22 protein-coding genes are annotated in these 12,415 nt (G+C 34.1%); 2 read left to right on the forward strand and 20 right to left on the reverse strand.

Annotation, left to right across the window (positions count from 1 at the left end):
- Positions 1-8 precede the first annotated feature (8 nt).
- The 8 genes from ASG46_RS10350 to ASG46_RS10390 all read right to left on the reverse strand — a co-directional run bounded on the left by ASG46_RS10350 (position 9) and on the right by ASG46_RS10390 (position 5,774).
- On the reverse strand, positions 9-476 hold the full coding sequence (locus tag ASG46_RS10350; RefSeq protein WP_056704436.1) for a hypothetical protein: 468 nt from the start codon (positions 474-476) through the stop codon (positions 9-11).
- 47 nt (positions 477-523) lie between these two features.
- Entirely contained in the window at positions 524-1,495 is a 972-nt protein-coding gene (locus tag ASG46_RS10355; RefSeq protein ID WP_056704438.1) for an ATP-binding protein, read from the reverse strand.
- A gap of 49 nt (positions 1,496-1,544) precedes the next feature.
- The gene (locus ASG46_RS10360) at positions 1,545-2,462 is read right to left on the reverse strand and encodes a hypothetical protein (RefSeq protein ID WP_056704439.1); all 918 of its coding nucleotides are present in this window, start codon (positions 2,460-2,462) and stop codon (positions 1,545-1,547) included.
- A gap of 28 nt (positions 2,463-2,490) precedes the next feature.
- On the reverse strand, positions 2,491-2,802 hold the full coding sequence (locus ASG46_RS10365; protein ID WP_056704441.1) for a hypothetical protein: 312 nt from the start codon (positions 2,800-2,802) through the stop codon (positions 2,491-2,493).
- A gap of 388 nt (positions 2,803-3,190) precedes the next feature.
- On the reverse strand, positions 3,191-3,994 hold the full coding sequence (locus tag ASG46_RS10375; protein WP_056704443.1) for a hypothetical protein: 804 nt from the start codon (positions 3,992-3,994) through the stop codon (positions 3,191-3,193).
- A 110-nt stretch (positions 3,995-4,104) separates the two neighbouring features.
- A complete protein-coding gene (locus tag ASG46_RS10380) occupies positions 4,105-4,665 on the reverse strand; it encodes a guanylate kinase (protein WP_056704445.1) in 561 nt (186 codons plus the stop codon).
- Positions 4,658-5,050, reverse strand: coding sequence for a hypothetical protein (locus ASG46_RS10385; protein ID WP_056704447.1), 393 nt, complete (start codon positions 5,048-5,050; stop codon positions 4,658-4,660). The genes ASG46_RS10380 and ASG46_RS10385 overlap by 8 nt, the downstream gene beginning before the upstream one ends.
- A gap of 10 nt (positions 5,051-5,060) precedes the next feature.
- Positions 5,061-5,774 (reverse strand): metallophosphoesterase family protein, encoded by a 714-nt coding sequence (locus ASG46_RS10390; protein ID WP_056704448.1) that lies wholly within the window; start codon positions 5,772-5,774, stop codon positions 5,061-5,063.
- 120 nt (positions 5,775-5,894) lie between these two features.
- Here ASG46_RS10390 and ASG46_RS10395 point away from each other — a divergent pair, with 120 nt between their 5' ends.
- A complete protein-coding gene (locus ASG46_RS10395) occupies positions 5,895-6,485 on the forward strand; it encodes a hypothetical protein (RefSeq protein ID WP_056704449.1) in 591 nt (196 codons plus the stop codon).
- A gap of 147 nt (positions 6,486-6,632) precedes the next feature.
- On the opposite strand, the gene ASG46_RS20950 is transcribed toward ASG46_RS10395, so the two are convergent.
- The 7 genes from ASG46_RS20950 to ASG46_RS10425 all read right to left on the reverse strand — a co-directional run bounded on the left by ASG46_RS20950 (position 6,633) and on the right by ASG46_RS10425 (position 10,079).
- Positions 6,633-6,779: a hypothetical protein gene (locus tag ASG46_RS20950; RefSeq protein ID WP_156376658.1), complete on the reverse strand. Its 147-nt coding sequence runs from the start codon at positions 6,777-6,779 to the stop codon at positions 6,633-6,635.
- 11 nt (positions 6,780-6,790) lie between these two features.
- On the reverse strand, positions 6,791-7,570 hold the full coding sequence (locus tag ASG46_RS10400; protein ID WP_056704451.1) for a hypothetical protein: 780 nt from the start codon (positions 7,568-7,570) through the stop codon (positions 6,791-6,793).
- Between the two features lie 57 nt (positions 7,571-7,627).
- On the reverse strand, positions 7,628-8,017 hold the full coding sequence (locus ASG46_RS10405; RefSeq protein ID WP_056704452.1) for a hypothetical protein: 390 nt from the start codon (positions 8,015-8,017) through the stop codon (positions 7,628-7,630).
- 2 nt (positions 8,018-8,019) lie between these two features.
- The gene (locus ASG46_RS10410) at positions 8,020-8,325 is read right to left on the reverse strand and encodes a hypothetical protein (RefSeq protein WP_056704454.1); all 306 of its coding nucleotides are present in this window, start codon (positions 8,323-8,325) and stop codon (positions 8,020-8,022) included.
- Between the two features lie 190 nt (positions 8,326-8,515).
- On the reverse strand, positions 8,516-8,854 hold the full coding sequence (locus ASG46_RS21340) for a hypothetical protein (RefSeq protein WP_235562231.1): 339 nt from the start codon (positions 8,852-8,854) through the stop codon (positions 8,516-8,518).
- A 284-nt stretch (positions 8,855-9,138) separates the two neighbouring features.
- Entirely contained in the window at positions 9,139-9,810 is a 672-nt protein-coding gene (locus ASG46_RS10420) for a hypothetical protein (RefSeq protein ID WP_056704456.1), read from the reverse strand.
- A gap of 53 nt (positions 9,811-9,863) precedes the next feature.
- Positions 9,864-10,079, reverse strand: a complete 216-nt coding sequence (locus ASG46_RS10425; protein WP_056704458.1) for a hypothetical protein — start codon at positions 10,077-10,079, stop codon at positions 9,864-9,866.
- Positions 10,080-10,214: 135 nt separating this feature from the next.
- On the opposite strand from ASG46_RS10425, the gene ASG46_RS10430 reads away from it, so the two are divergent.
- Positions 10,215-11,027: an ATP-dependent DNA ligase gene (locus ASG46_RS10430; RefSeq protein ID WP_056704459.1), complete on the forward strand. Its 813-nt coding sequence runs from the start codon at positions 10,215-10,217 to the stop codon at positions 11,025-11,027.
- A 34-nt stretch (positions 11,028-11,061) separates the two neighbouring features.
- Here ASG46_RS10430 and ASG46_RS10435 read toward each other — a convergent pair whose 3' ends face one another.
- From ASG46_RS10435 to ASG46_RS10450, 5 genes are read right to left on the reverse strand one after another with little or no spacing between them, the layout of a single operon-like run.
- Positions 11,062-11,454: a hypothetical protein gene (locus tag ASG46_RS10435; protein ID WP_056704461.1), complete on the reverse strand. Its 393-nt coding sequence runs from the start codon at positions 11,452-11,454 to the stop codon at positions 11,062-11,064.
- A 32-nt stretch (positions 11,455-11,486) separates the two neighbouring features.
- A complete protein-coding gene (locus ASG46_RS10440; RefSeq protein WP_156376659.1) occupies positions 11,487-11,813 on the reverse strand; it encodes a hypothetical protein in 327 nt (108 codons plus the stop codon).
- The gene (locus ASG46_RS10445) at positions 11,779-11,997 is read right to left on the reverse strand and encodes a hypothetical protein (RefSeq protein WP_056704465.1); all 219 of its coding nucleotides are present in this window, start codon (positions 11,995-11,997) and stop codon (positions 11,779-11,781) included. Before ASG46_RS10445 ends, ASG46_RS10440 begins: the two co-directional genes overlap by 35 nt.
- A 32-nt stretch (positions 11,998-12,029) precedes the next feature.
- Positions 12,030-12,188 (reverse strand): hypothetical protein, encoded by a 159-nt coding sequence (locus tag ASG46_RS20955; RefSeq protein WP_156376660.1) that lies wholly within the window; start codon positions 12,186-12,188, stop codon positions 12,030-12,032.
- A 26-nt stretch (positions 12,189-12,214) separates the two neighbouring features.
- Complete coding sequence (locus tag ASG46_RS10450; RefSeq protein ID WP_056704467.1) at positions 12,215-12,406, reverse strand: hypothetical protein; 192 nt, start codon at positions 12,404-12,406, stop codon at positions 12,215-12,217.
- Positions 12,407-12,415 lie beyond the last annotated feature (9 nt).

The following is a 12,415-nucleotide window of genomic DNA, read 5'->3' on the forward strand; positions in this document are numbered from 1 at the left end:
CCTCCTTTCTAGAGTTGAGCAATATCAATTAAATCTCTTGGAGCTTCATCTTTAACTTCCTTTATAGTGAAATACAATTCTGTTCTTTCTTCACATTTAGATGCGGCATCTACAATTCTTTTTTCTTCTATGTAATTTCTTTTTGCATCCTCATAGATATAAGGCACAATACCAATACCACCGTCTTCTTGAGGATTGTTACCTAGAATCTCATAGAAGTATTTAAGTGCCAATTCGATGCCTTTAAGCTTGTATCTATATTCTTCTTGGAAGTCCTTGATTTGTTTTCGTATCATGCCTGTAGGAACATCAAGGTTATACAATTTGCAAATATACTCGTACAAATCTTTTCTGTCCTCAGTTTCTCTTTGCCATGTATTAAAACAGGCTGTATGATAATACCTCTTTTTATAAGGTAAAGCTTCATCCTTGTCTAAAGACTGCTCACAATAGGGACATTTTACTTGTCTACCCATTAAATCCCCCTTTTTTTAAAATCAAGAGAGGGAGATACCCCTCTCTATTAATCTAATAAATCATTTAGATCATCAAGGATTACCGACATGACATCTAACTGCTTTGGTGTGCACTCAGTTACTTTCTTGTCTTTGCCCAAATGTTTTTCAACTACTTCATTCAATTTTTCGAGTTTCCCTTCAGCATTAAGCTGTTTACCAGTCTCTTTAATGCTACTCATTAAATCATCGAAATTTTGACTCCCTGATGAGTTAACCTCTTTTTGTTGATCATATGTAACAGCTGTGATCCCCTCAGCTGCTTCTTGTCTCTCAACCGCTTCAACGATGGCTTGGTTAAGATTCTCAGCAGTGAACTCCTCTAAATATGTATCAATATAATCAAATCGAGATCGAGCAAAAAATTCATCTGTTTCGGCCAACCACGCACTTGATTTGATAACATTCTTATTCTCGTCTACTCCATTGGATTCTAAGTAAACAACAATGTCACTATTATCAATTACTGGAGCTAATGCACGTTTATCACCTTTAGGATAGATTTTGCCTGATTTATCTGCTTCTGCATGTGCGATGAAAACAACAGTAAAACCATTGCTGATTAATTTATTAATCTCATCCCAAACTTCATTTTCATACTCTTTCCACAATCCAAAGCCATCGTTTCCATCTTTAATTCTTTCAACATTGTATTGATTACAAACATATCTGGTCGCATACTTTGCAAATGCATCAACCTCGTCTACAACAATTGTTTGATACATTTCCTTTGCTTTTTCAACGTTTTTGGAAAGCTGCTTGTTTACCTTTTTAAAGTCTCCCCAACTATTGATTGGCATAAAATTTACACCAGCAATTGCATTTAATCCTTTTTCAAAAGGTAAGTACAATGGTTTAGTCATTCTTGATGATTGCTTGCTTTTACCTAAGTTGTTAGAACCATAAATAGTGACAACCTTACCTTCAATTCCTTTTGCAATTACTGAAACTTCTGGCTTAAAAATATCTAATCCTGACAAATAACCCGCTCCTTATATGTAATTTATATTTTATTCGTTGTTTTGTTCTTTAAAATGGAAGATCGTCGTCTGCAATGGTTACAGGTTTGTTATTTGAAGTTGCTGGCTTTCCTCCGCCAAATCCACCTTTTTTCTTGTTACTTTTGCTATTTCCATTGTTATTGGCTTCTTGTTTCTTCTGATCTAGTTCGATTTCTCTTTCATTTAGTGCTTTTTCAATGATTTCAGGGTTATACGCATCTTTGTTTTCTTCCTCATAAGGGTCTTGACCAGCAGTAACCAAAAACTCTCTTTTCGTTTTTGTTTTCACTTCCACTTTAGGCTTGCCAAAAGCACTTTCTTTCTCTTTCTCAGTTCTTTCTTTATAATTTACAATTTCTCCATAAACATTTACTGTAGAATTTTTCTCATAGTTGTCAGCTACAAATTCAGAACCTTCTTCAGTCACAACAAACGAAAAAGGAATAACCTTGCCACCATATAGTGGGATATGTCCATTTAATACTGCTCTACCTGTTTCTTCACCATTTGCTCTTTCTTGTGCAACATTCTCTACAAACATCTCAACATCAAAAGTAGCTTGTGGTTCAAATTCGTCAATCGACTGTCTTCTAGCAAAGTTTAAAGATAATTCAGGGTAAGATTTCAATTCATCATTCGCAAAATATTCATTTAAACCAAGTTTGCCTTCTGCTCTAATCTTGTCTGCTTCCTCTCTAGATGAGTTTGCGATTGATTTGTATTCATCAATCATGGTCTTAAAGGCTTTTGCCTTTTTGCTCTCGTTTCCATCTTTAGTTGTGTATGAAGACATTCCTTTTAATGTATGTACAGAGAATTCATCTGTCTCAATATCAAGTTCAATATTAATCCCCTTTTTATTACCCCATTCATTTGATCTAACCTCAGCCAATGTTCCTTCTACTACTACCTTGTTCAATGCTTCTCTTAATTCAGTGTTCGCCATATGTATTATCCATTCTCCTTTATATATGTTATTTATTATTTAATTGCTTTTCAATTGCTTGGAATACGCTATCTTCTAAACGTTTTTCAATTCTTAGTTTGTGAGGTAGATTAATAACATCTACAATCTTTCCCCATCTCACTTTAATCATTAAATTACCGTAAAGGTAAACCTTACCCAGTAAACCTTGTTTGATAACTCTATCAGGTTCTCTTTCTTGCAAGCAAATAATGTGTCGGTTGAGTTTTTGTTGAATTTTCTTATCTGTTAATTTGTAATTACCTTTTACAGTATGCCTATAGGTATCAGCAGCTGTTTTACTCACTTTCAATAGCTTCATATGTTCACCTCCTCTTTAACTGTAATTCTATAATATATGTTATTTGTATTTTAGTCAACACATTTTGTATGTTATTTTTAATTTAAAATGACAGTTTTATCTGAAACAAAAAAAGAACGGCTTTAAGCCGCTCTCCGCTAATTTTGTTTAGACGTTTTTGAAATGAGATAATTAATCAATGTTATTACCAAGTAGAACAATGTTCCATAAAATACACCATTAAACAAGCTCACACCAATAAATTTGCTTATTAGCACCACATAATATGATGCTGGTGTTCCAGGGAACACGGCCATGTTAAAAAGACAAATCATGAGTGTTAATAAAAAGCATATTGAAAACACAACACGAAACAATTTTGATTTTAACATTGTCATTTTATCTTCTCCTATAGTCTATTTCCGTAGAATGAAACTTTCCCTTTATTATTACAATGGATTTCATTACTAATATGCCATTCTTCCATTATAAGGTCAAATCCTCCAAATGAAAAGCCTGTTGTAAAGTTCCCTTGAGCGTAGGCTACAGCTTTACCACTAACTTTCTTTGTTCCTTTTTTCCAGTTTTCAGCTTTCCATGTAGCTGTTTGACCTCTTTTATAATATGCATCTGTTTGGGTTGCTCTCGGTTCTTTGCCCCCATAGACAAAATATGCAGAGTTATAAACCCTAAACAACTGCAGTCCGAACATATTTTTAGCTCTGTAAATAAACTCATATTCTTTTGAAGTTGCACTTGTTGAAATTTCTCCACTCTCTGCTTTCTTCTCACCAGCATAAGTAATGAAGTATGTTGGAGAATCAGTAAAAACAACTTTGATTCCGTTGCCAATTTCGTGTGCTTCAAATTCATCTGAAGTCACATTCTTTTCTATGTACTTGCCAATATCAAAACTGTCTCCAGATTCAATCCCTGGCAACAAGTTTCTTTTCTTCTCATAATAGCTGCCTAAAAGTTCATCATTCAATTTATTATCTGAATAATACTCTTCAGCAATGTCACTTGCTTCCTCTTCATTCTTCGGTGCAGCGTCTTTTAAATACTTCAAAAAGCTTTCTTGGGACTTTTTGATCTCTTTAATAGCATTTTCATATTTACTTTCGTCTGAAACTGCTGCTGATACTTTCCCCGTTATCATGATTGAAATCACCATAACTAAACTTACGAATGTGAAAATTGATTTTTTTAACAAGTAATCACTCCCTTTTTTAACTCAACTGCAATGATAGCACTTACATTTGTTAAATCAAGGGTAAAATGGAAAAATCACAAAATCTGAGACCTTGTGACTAAACTTTCCCTTTATGTAGTTCTTATGCTATGTAATTCCGATACCTCAGATTCAATAATACTTGTTAGAACTTTTATAGAATCATTAAACTTTCCTGAATTATTCCTTACTACATAGTCGTAGTGCTCTTTATTTTTCATCTCATGATGGTATGTACTCAATCTTTGTTCAACTTTATCTAATGTATCTCCCCTTTGAATCATTTGATTATATGCCTGGTCGTAAGGAGTGTACAAAAACAACGTGACACAATTAGAATAGACCTTTTTGATCTGCTGCATTCCATGGTAGTCAACAATAACAAAAGCACTCCCAATACCCAGTTTATTTTCAAATTCTTCTTGATCAATTCCATAATAATGTCCACTGTATTCAACTTGTTCGATTAGCTTGCCCTGTTCCTTTAACTCCTTGAATTTCTCAAAGCTAATAAATTTATAGTCCACACCATCAATTTCACCTTGTCTCGGTTTCCTGGTGGTAAATGATACGACCTCATTCTTCATGACTTGACGCATTAAACTGGTTTTACCACTGCCGCTATGACCTGATAACACAATGAGTTTATTCATTACTTGCTGTAACCTCACTCCAATACCACATGCCCAACGTTCTCAGTTCAAAGTCTGCAGGATATTTCTTCATCTCCAGATGAACTTTATAACGCTTTCCTGAATTTTTATGTTTGACGCTTAATTCTTCCTTATTGAAGAATCTAACAATGGCCTGGTTGAATTCAATTGGCCGCTCAACCACATACCCATGCTTAAAAGCAGCAATAAAACTTTCAGGTTTTTCTTTATAGAAATTGTAAATCACTTCTGCAAACTCAGGGTTCTTATCTTTCATTACATCAAATTGAACTAATCCCAAATAAAGATGTTTATCTGAATAGCCAAGATTTTTCTTGAAGTATTCAACTGCCTCGTGAATCTCTGGACTTAAAACAACTGTCATTTTTCCACCCCTATACTTTATATTTTTCTAAAATTTGACCTTTTTTATCGATCACAATACCATTTAACTGCCCGTTAAAAACGGCTCCACCATCAATGCCTATGTAAGACTTGCATATACTTACCCAGACTTCATCACTATCATGAATATGTCTAACTGGGGTATGGCCAAAAATGATTGTCTTTCCTGTTTCATTTGGATGGTTCCAATGACCTCTAGTCCACAGGAAATCTTTCTCAACTGATTTTCTCCAATCGTTTAAATGAGGATTAATCCCTGCATGTACAAAAAGCGTATCTCCAAATTCATAAAATAGAGGCAACTGTTTAAGGAATTGAATTTCCTTGTTAGACACTTGCAGCATATTATTAGCTCTCTCTTCATAACTGTGAAAATACAATGGAAAACTATACTGTGTGAAGCTTTCGCATGTTCTATTCCCACCATTATTAAAATACCAATCTCCTGTTTCATAATCCTTTTCAGATAAGAAAATCGAAAGCATGTCTTCGTGATTTCCTTTTAACACAACAACCTGCTCATTGTATGTGTTCTTTAAATCCATAGCCAGTTGGACGACCTCTAGAGAGTGTTCACCTCTATCAATTAGGTCACCAAGGATAACCAAGTTTTCTTCATTCGGTTTCCAATACTGGAGCAGCTCCTTAAACTTTGCCAATTCACCGTGTATATCGCTTAAAACGAATGTTTTATAGTATTTCAATGATCATCATTTCCTTTTAATTTTAGTCGCTTCACAAAAGACTTGTATGGATAAAAATGAAAGTTATATAGATTTATAAACCCATAACATGCTATACTTTTGACTTCTAGGAGGGATTTTATGAAAAAGAAGTCATTAATGATATTTATTACCTTGTTATTTTCTCTTGTTGCGTGCTCATCTGAAGGTGTTGAAAGTGACTCTCCAGATTATATTAAAGAATCATTTGATTACTTTAAATCAATCAAATCTGTGCTTGAATCAATAAATGACGGTGAAGAGGTTGACAAAGCAATTAAATCAAATTTTGAAAGCCAGTCAGAATTTAATGACTGGATCGATGCTAATTATGACCCTGAAGATGAATCGAGTGAAGAAGCACTACTTATTAGCCACTATCAATTAATTAAGCAACTACTAGGAAACCTATCAATTTTTAATGCTGCTGAGTCAATGGGCGTTGAGGATGTAAATACTTCATCTACAATTAACTCTATCGAGGCCTCTCTTTCTAATCTAGAATCAATTTATGAAAACTATGGATATGAACCTTTAAGAGTAGCTAAACGCTATTCTTTTTTTGAGCGCCCCTTTCCTATTTCCAACCTAGTTCAGTTGCTCCGTCATCGTAAAATCTCGAAGAATTTCTTCGAATCATCTCCAAAAACTCCTCTAATTCTTCCGTTGTACGTTCCTTTTTGCTACTTTTAAACGGCTTCCCTTCCCACATAAACGACTGAATTGCTTTGGACGTTTCTTTATGACCTTCAATTGTATCTCTAAGAACACTACTCATTCGCATTCACCACCCTTACGTTTCTCAGTCTTAAACTTAATTTTAGTCAATACAATTCCTCCTCAATATATTTGCTTTCTTTTTAGTTTGATATCTTTTTCCATTCCACGATGTTCAATATTGCTTAGAAGTTGTTTCAATTTCTCATTTTCGATTCTCAACATTCTGTTATCTACTTGTAATTTGTTAATCAATGCTTCAGCGTTCAACACGTTTCCTCCTAATAAAGCTCAGGTGAGTTAGACTTTACCTTTTTATAGCCGAGCCCTTTTAAATGTTCTTCCCAAACTTTAAATATCTTGTCTATTTCAGGCTTTAACTCTCTCTGTTTTTCCCATGTCTCATGATTCCTTTTGATTTCTTTGTGATAAGATTTAATTCCATCTTCATGGTTTTTAATTAATTTTTGTAGCATGCCTATGTATTCATTCTTTTTAAATGGATGAACCAGTAACGTGGAACATTGAATTGCTATGTACTTAAAGGGGTTCTTAATGAATCGGTTGTTATCTTTTAAAAGTCCAATTAAGGGACTTTTTAAAACTTCTGTGTATCGTTTAATATCAACTTCAAACTCTCGAATTCTATTTTCAAGGTCTTGTTCCATTCTCTTGTAGTGCTTTTCTGAAGACCAGTCAACAGTTCGTCCGTATATTTTTGATTCCCAATTTACTCTAAGAACACTGCCTTTATCACTGATAATTGCAAAGGGGTTTAAATTTGCAGTAGATATTTTGACACTGCATCCATCGTATATGTTTCCCACATACTCATTAAGAAGCTGCAAAACTCGCTGTCTAATATCTATTGAAAACTTACTCTTTGCTTCCTTGTCTAAAGCATTAAATAAATTCTTTTGGACAATGGTTAGACTTGCTAAGTATGTATTTAGGTTGCTTAAAACATTGTCTTTTTCCTTGAGAATGGTTGAATATGCATTACACAAGTAATCTAAATCAGCTTGTTTATTTAATGTGGCCTGCTTTAATTCGCTTAACATTAGATTCCTCACTTTCGTTAAAAGGTTGTTTTTATCTGAATCTATGTATTGTATTTGTCATTTACTCGTCTGTAGCTCAATATCTGGAATAATGTTTTCTGGCCTGAACAGAATTTTGTAATGAAAGGGGTCTTCTTTGTTAGCCTCAAGTTGTTCTGCAAAGAAACTAACGTTGTCACTTAAACCAAGATAATGCTTTTTGTATTCATCCTTACCAATCTTGCATGTTACTGTCATTCTTAGATCACTGTCATCGTTTCCAAGAGCACAAAGCCCTTCTACAGTGAGTAAGTATTTGTCTGTGATCCCATTAAAGAAAACGATCCTTCTCTGTACCTCAAATGAGTCAGACGATTTAGAAATATTTTGTGATACTGTATCAGCCTCACTACATCCAGCCATAATCACAATAATCCCAACAAATAATGCTAACAATTTCTTTTTCATCTTCATTCCCCTTCCACTTTCAATCTAATCCCTGCCGTTAATGCATCCTGGTAAACAAGGCTTGCACATAATGCATGATGTTTTACAGCATCTGCACTGCTACTCCATCCATCATAATTCCCTGCCATTGCTTCATATTTTTGTGAGATATGATAGTCATATCGTTTTTGAAAAGTATGCATTTTATCTTCAGAATCATGAAAGGCTTTTACCATCTCTTTTACAGAATCCTTTATGGATTTTGGAACATCCCATTTCCTTTTACTCAATTCATCGAGACATTTTCGCTGTTTATCACTGAGACTCACTGCGCTTCCTCCTTTTTAATCTCCACACTCTCCCAATCAAATTCTTGTAGTATCTTCCACAATTTAGCGACTTTCGTAGCTCTCCATGCTGTCATTGCGTAAGTGTGCGCTTCACTAGTGTAATGATGACTGTTCGCCTTAATATGTTTTTTGGCTTCTTCTTTTGTGATAAAGAATGTGCTGTCTTTTTTTATGTGCATTTTTTCTCTGGAAAGAGTTCTGCTCCTTCATCCTCATATTTTTGTATCCATTCTAAAATTTCATCGTAGTCATTATTGCATTCATCCAGTTCCTTTAATTGTTCAGAACTGAATTCACCGTCCTCTTTTGCACTTTCGATGTAATCTTCAACAGGATAAGATTCTGCTGCATTAGGTAAGTAAACAGAATATCGCTCAGCGTTTCCTTCATTTGCTTCAACCCACTCATAGTCACCTACAACCCAAAAACGTGGTGCAGCCTGACAATCAACATCCTGTGTGTTCAATTCTTGCTGAAGTTCTTTTAAAAATTGAATAGCTTCTTTCATTCCATTCCTCCTAAGCCACTTGTCTTCTATTTATTTGTAACCATTCCGTAATTTTCTTTTAATAAAATAACCTAACATAATCTGATAAAATTACTAAGGATGGTGGTGATGTTTTGAAATATTATATTGAGGATCTCATAGATTCTATTGCAGGCTACTCTAAAACTCTGCTTATCAAGATTTTCTTTTATATTGGACTTCCTATGGCATTAATTTATTCTATTTTCTTCAGATGAGCAGGGTCATTTAATCCTGCTCTATTAAATTTGTTTAAAAAATTACTTTTATTGAGTTTTATTTAAAAAATCACAATAGCTTTGACACTCATCAACAGTTTTGAAAAACGTATTATAACTATTCAATTGATCAAACTTCATCTCTAAGCTATAAATATTTTCAGCTCGAATGTTATCGTCATAAGAGAAATACTCATCATGATCACTCCTGTTCTTTCTGTAAAAGGCATTTACATATCGATGGCCACCTGAGTTCACAAGTGAAAAAGAATAGCGTATGTATTCTTCTGGGATATAAACTCTTTTTTTAATAGAACAAGAGCAATTTTCAAATGCTTTATTGCCAAGAGGCGTAATATATTCTATCTGCCTATTTTCATTACACTGAGAACACTTATCTTGCGCTACTCCTGACGGGTGAGCTTTGTACATAATAACTTCAGAACCATTCATTAGTTCTGAGAGTCTTTTGTTTTTCAACTCCATTTCCATGTTGTGGCGTTCCCTGTCTAACCTTCTTGATTTTTCTTTATATTCTTTTTCAATAGTATCTAAATTCTCTCTTACTACTTGGAGTTCTTTGTTTTCCTTTTTCAGTTGCTCCATTTCACTCAAATATTCTTGTTTTACTGATTTCAATAAACTTTCCTTAAATTCATTGATTTGTTTTTCAAACTCATTTGGCTCATTATAAAATTCTTCCTCATAAAAATAGTCCATTTCAATCCTCCTCGATTTATATGAAATCTCTGTTTTACTCTAATTGATATATGTTATTTTTTAATTAATCCACCATGATCTTCTTTGATATGTACCATCCACTGTTCGTATAGCTCATCGTACCAGGCGTTGCTAACCGCAGTATAAACACCGATACCTTCTTCATGCAGCATTTTAAAGATTTGCCCACTCTTCAAATTTTCAAATGACTGTTTAATCCACGTTCCCTCAACATACACATGCACCTGTTCAGTTCCGACTACAGACATTGCATCACTTCCTTTTTAATTTTTCGTATTATTCACAATCGCTAATGCACATACAAATCCCAGTAAGTACCACTGCCCTTTCGCTTTATATAACTCCTTCTCTTAGTTAATATGATATATGTAGGAGGTGATATTTTGTTCGTATCGCCAATGTTATTGCATTCGATCAAAGAACCATTCAATGATGATAGTTATATTACAGAGCTTAAATTTGATGGAATAAGACTCATTCTTTCTAAATTTAATGATCAGATAAAGCTATTCACCCGACATAACAACGAAGTAACAAGCAAATTCCCAGAGCTCTTGGATTTAGATATCCCAAATGGTACAGTTCTCGATGGTGAAGTTATTGTTGCTGCTCGAGATGGCGCTGCTGATTTTGAGGCTATGATGGAACGCTTTATGTCCAAAAAATCAGATCATAGTATTGTTTACTGTGTCTTTGATGTTATTTTTAAAGATGGCGATTCTATAGCAGCTAAACCGCTCAGTGAGCGTAAGAACCTTCTGTATTCACTTAATCTGATTCACCCAAACGTTTATGTAATCGAAGGCATTAAAGGTAATGCATCCGAATGTTTTAATCTGACTAAAGAAAAGAACTTAGAGGGAATTGTACTCAAAAGAGCTGACTCTCCTTATGAAATAAATAAACGGTCTCGTAATTGGCTTAAAGTCATTAATTATGAATACACTGAAGTTCTCATTACGGGCTATACAAAAGAAGATATGAAATTTCTTCTTTCCTATCCAGATGGATCATCAGCTGGATTTATGGAATTCATGCCACGTGAAGAACGAAGTAAATTCCACTCTATGAAACAAGTAAAGTCCGAATCTGACGAATATGTAATTATTGATCCTATTTCATGTAAGGTAAAGCACAAATTTAAAACCAAGAACGGAAAGCTCCGTATACCATCCTTCGAATCATGGGGAGTTTAATCTCTCCGTTACATAACTCCTTAAAAACTATCTTTTATTTGAAATATTGCACAACTCCATCACCCTCAAAATTAAATGGCTCTGGCGGCGGAGTTGATCCTAATAAGGCATATGATTTTTGTCGCATTTGTTTAAATGCTATTGATAAATTTTTCGATTTCATTAATTTTTCAAGTAACTGTTCCCCTATTTGCTCTAATATTTTCATAGACTCATTTTTAGTCATGCCCATTTTAGGTATCGGTAAGTCCATAACTAATGCTCCTGTTGTTACCTCTGAAACCTTCAAGGTATCATCTATTGGTGTCACACAAAAACTATATCCTCCGACCATCACTTCGTGACCAACTGCTTGTTTCCAATGATTTTTGAAATTTAAGCTGAAACGCTTCAAATTAGCATCAACTATAATTTTTTCACATTCCAATCTTCTCATCCTCCTTAAATTGATATCTTCTTTTACCTAATGCCAAAACTCCGCATCGCTTGTCTCTCTCCTGATGATCTGTATCCCCATTCTTTCTCTTGCAGCTTATCTTCTTCTTTTCGCATTATTTTAATGCAAGCTTGACACGCTTTTTTCCCGCCACCGTATTTAAACCCTACATGTCCGCCGTGTACAGAATGAAAAGCTTGAGTTTCCCCACAAAAAGAACACTGTTTCGGCTTATCAATAAAATCCCCTTGTTCATTCTTTATTTTTTTGCTTCTAAACGCCATATTTATGATACACCCCTCTCTACCACTAGCTTTATTTAAATGAAACCCATTCTTCATCTTCTTCATAAGTTTCATCTACATTCAATAGTATTGAATCATTTGCCCAGTCGACATGAATAATAACGGCATCACGATTTTTATATGTAATTACTGCTCCAATTAGTTCAGTTTTTAACTCATTAATTTGCTCTTGCAATCTCTGTATTTTTTCTTGTGTGTCTTTTAGCCGAGATATGATATTAGAATCCATTTTCGCTCCTCTTTCTGCTTAAAATCACGATTTCATCTAAATTGATAACCAGAGTGTCTATCATTCATCATGATTTTAATCAATTTGTTATTTCTCATTTCCTCTTTCTCTTTAAGAATGGCCTCTTCATTAGCTGCTAGCTTCATTTTCAACTTAACGTTTTCTTTAATCAATTTCTTCATATTGCTCATATGTATTATCTCCCTCAAGATGTATGTTATTTATATTCAAATAATATCCCTTCATCAGTCTTTGGTATCTGTGAGCATTCATTTGAATTTGGTTTATAACCAACATAAATGAATTCTTTATCTTCGTTTAGGATTTCGTATGCATTGTTCTTTTTAAACACTGGGTTGTTCGAATCGTCTGCAAAAGCTATGTCTTTCTTAAAGATTACTGAGTCCATGCCTTTCAC

This window comes from Bacillus sp. Leaf49, assembly GCF_001426125.1.
GTDB lineage: Bacteria > Bacillota > Bacilli > Bacillales > Bacillaceae > Bacillus > Bacillus altitudinis.

Bases quoted from the DNA above. Each gene is read 5' to 3' on its own strand.
- ASG46_RS10350 (WP_056704436.1), bottom strand. From the start codon at position 476: ATGGGTAGACAAGTAAAATGTCCCTATTGTGAGCAGTCTTTAGACAAG.
- ASG46_RS10360 (WP_056704439.1), bottom strand. From the start codon at position 2,462: ATGGCGAACACTGAATTAAGAGAAGCATTGAACAAGGTAGTAGTAGAA.
- ASG46_RS10365 (WP_056704441.1), bottom strand. From the start codon at position 2,802: ATGAAGCTATTGAAAGTGAGTAAAACAGCTGCTGATACCTATAGGCAT.
- ASG46_RS10380 (WP_056704445.1), bottom strand. From the start codon at position 4,665: ATGAATAAACTCATTGTGTTATCAGGTCATAGCGGCAGTGGTAAAACC.
- ASG46_RS10385 (WP_056704447.1), bottom strand. From the start codon at position 5,050: ATGACAGTTGTTTTAAGTCCAGAGATTCACGAGGCAGTTGAATACTTC.
- ASG46_RS10395 (WP_056704449.1), top strand. From the start codon at position 5,895: ATGAAAAAGAAGTCATTAATGATATTTATTACCTTGTTATTTTCTCTT.
- ASG46_RS10400 (WP_056704451.1), bottom strand. From the start codon at position 7,570: ATGTTAAGCGAATTAAAGCAGGCCACATTAAATAAACAAGCTGATTTA.
- ASG46_RS10405 (WP_056704452.1), bottom strand. From the start codon at position 8,017: ATGAAAAAGAAATTGTTAGCATTATTTGTTGGGATTATTGTGATTATG.
- ASG46_RS21340 (WP_235562231.1), bottom strand. From the start codon at position 8,854: ATGAAAGAAGCTATTCAATTTTTAAAAGAACTTCAGCAAGAATTGAAC.
- ASG46_RS10420 (WP_056704456.1), bottom strand. From the start codon at position 9,810: ATGGACTATTTTTATGAGGAAGAATTTTATAATGAGCCAAATGAGTTT.
- ASG46_RS10425 (WP_056704458.1), bottom strand. From the start codon at position 10,079: ATGTCTGTAGTCGGAACTGAACAGGTGCATGTGTATGTTGAGGGAACG.
- ASG46_RS10440 (WP_156376659.1), bottom strand. From the start codon at position 11,813: ATGAAGAAGATGAAGAATGGGTTTCATTTAAATAAAGCTAGTGGTAGA.
- ASG46_RS10445 (WP_056704465.1), bottom strand. From the start codon at position 11,997: ATGGATTCTAATATCATATCTCGGCTAAAAGACACACAAGAAAAAATA.
- ASG46_RS20955 (WP_156376660.1), bottom strand. From the start codon at position 12,188: ATGAGCAATATGAAGAAATTGATTAAAGAAAACGTTAAGTTGAAAATG.
- ASG46_RS10450 (WP_056704467.1), bottom strand. From the start codon at position 12,406: ATGGACTCAGTAATCTTTAAGAAAGACATAGCTTTTGCAGACGATTCG.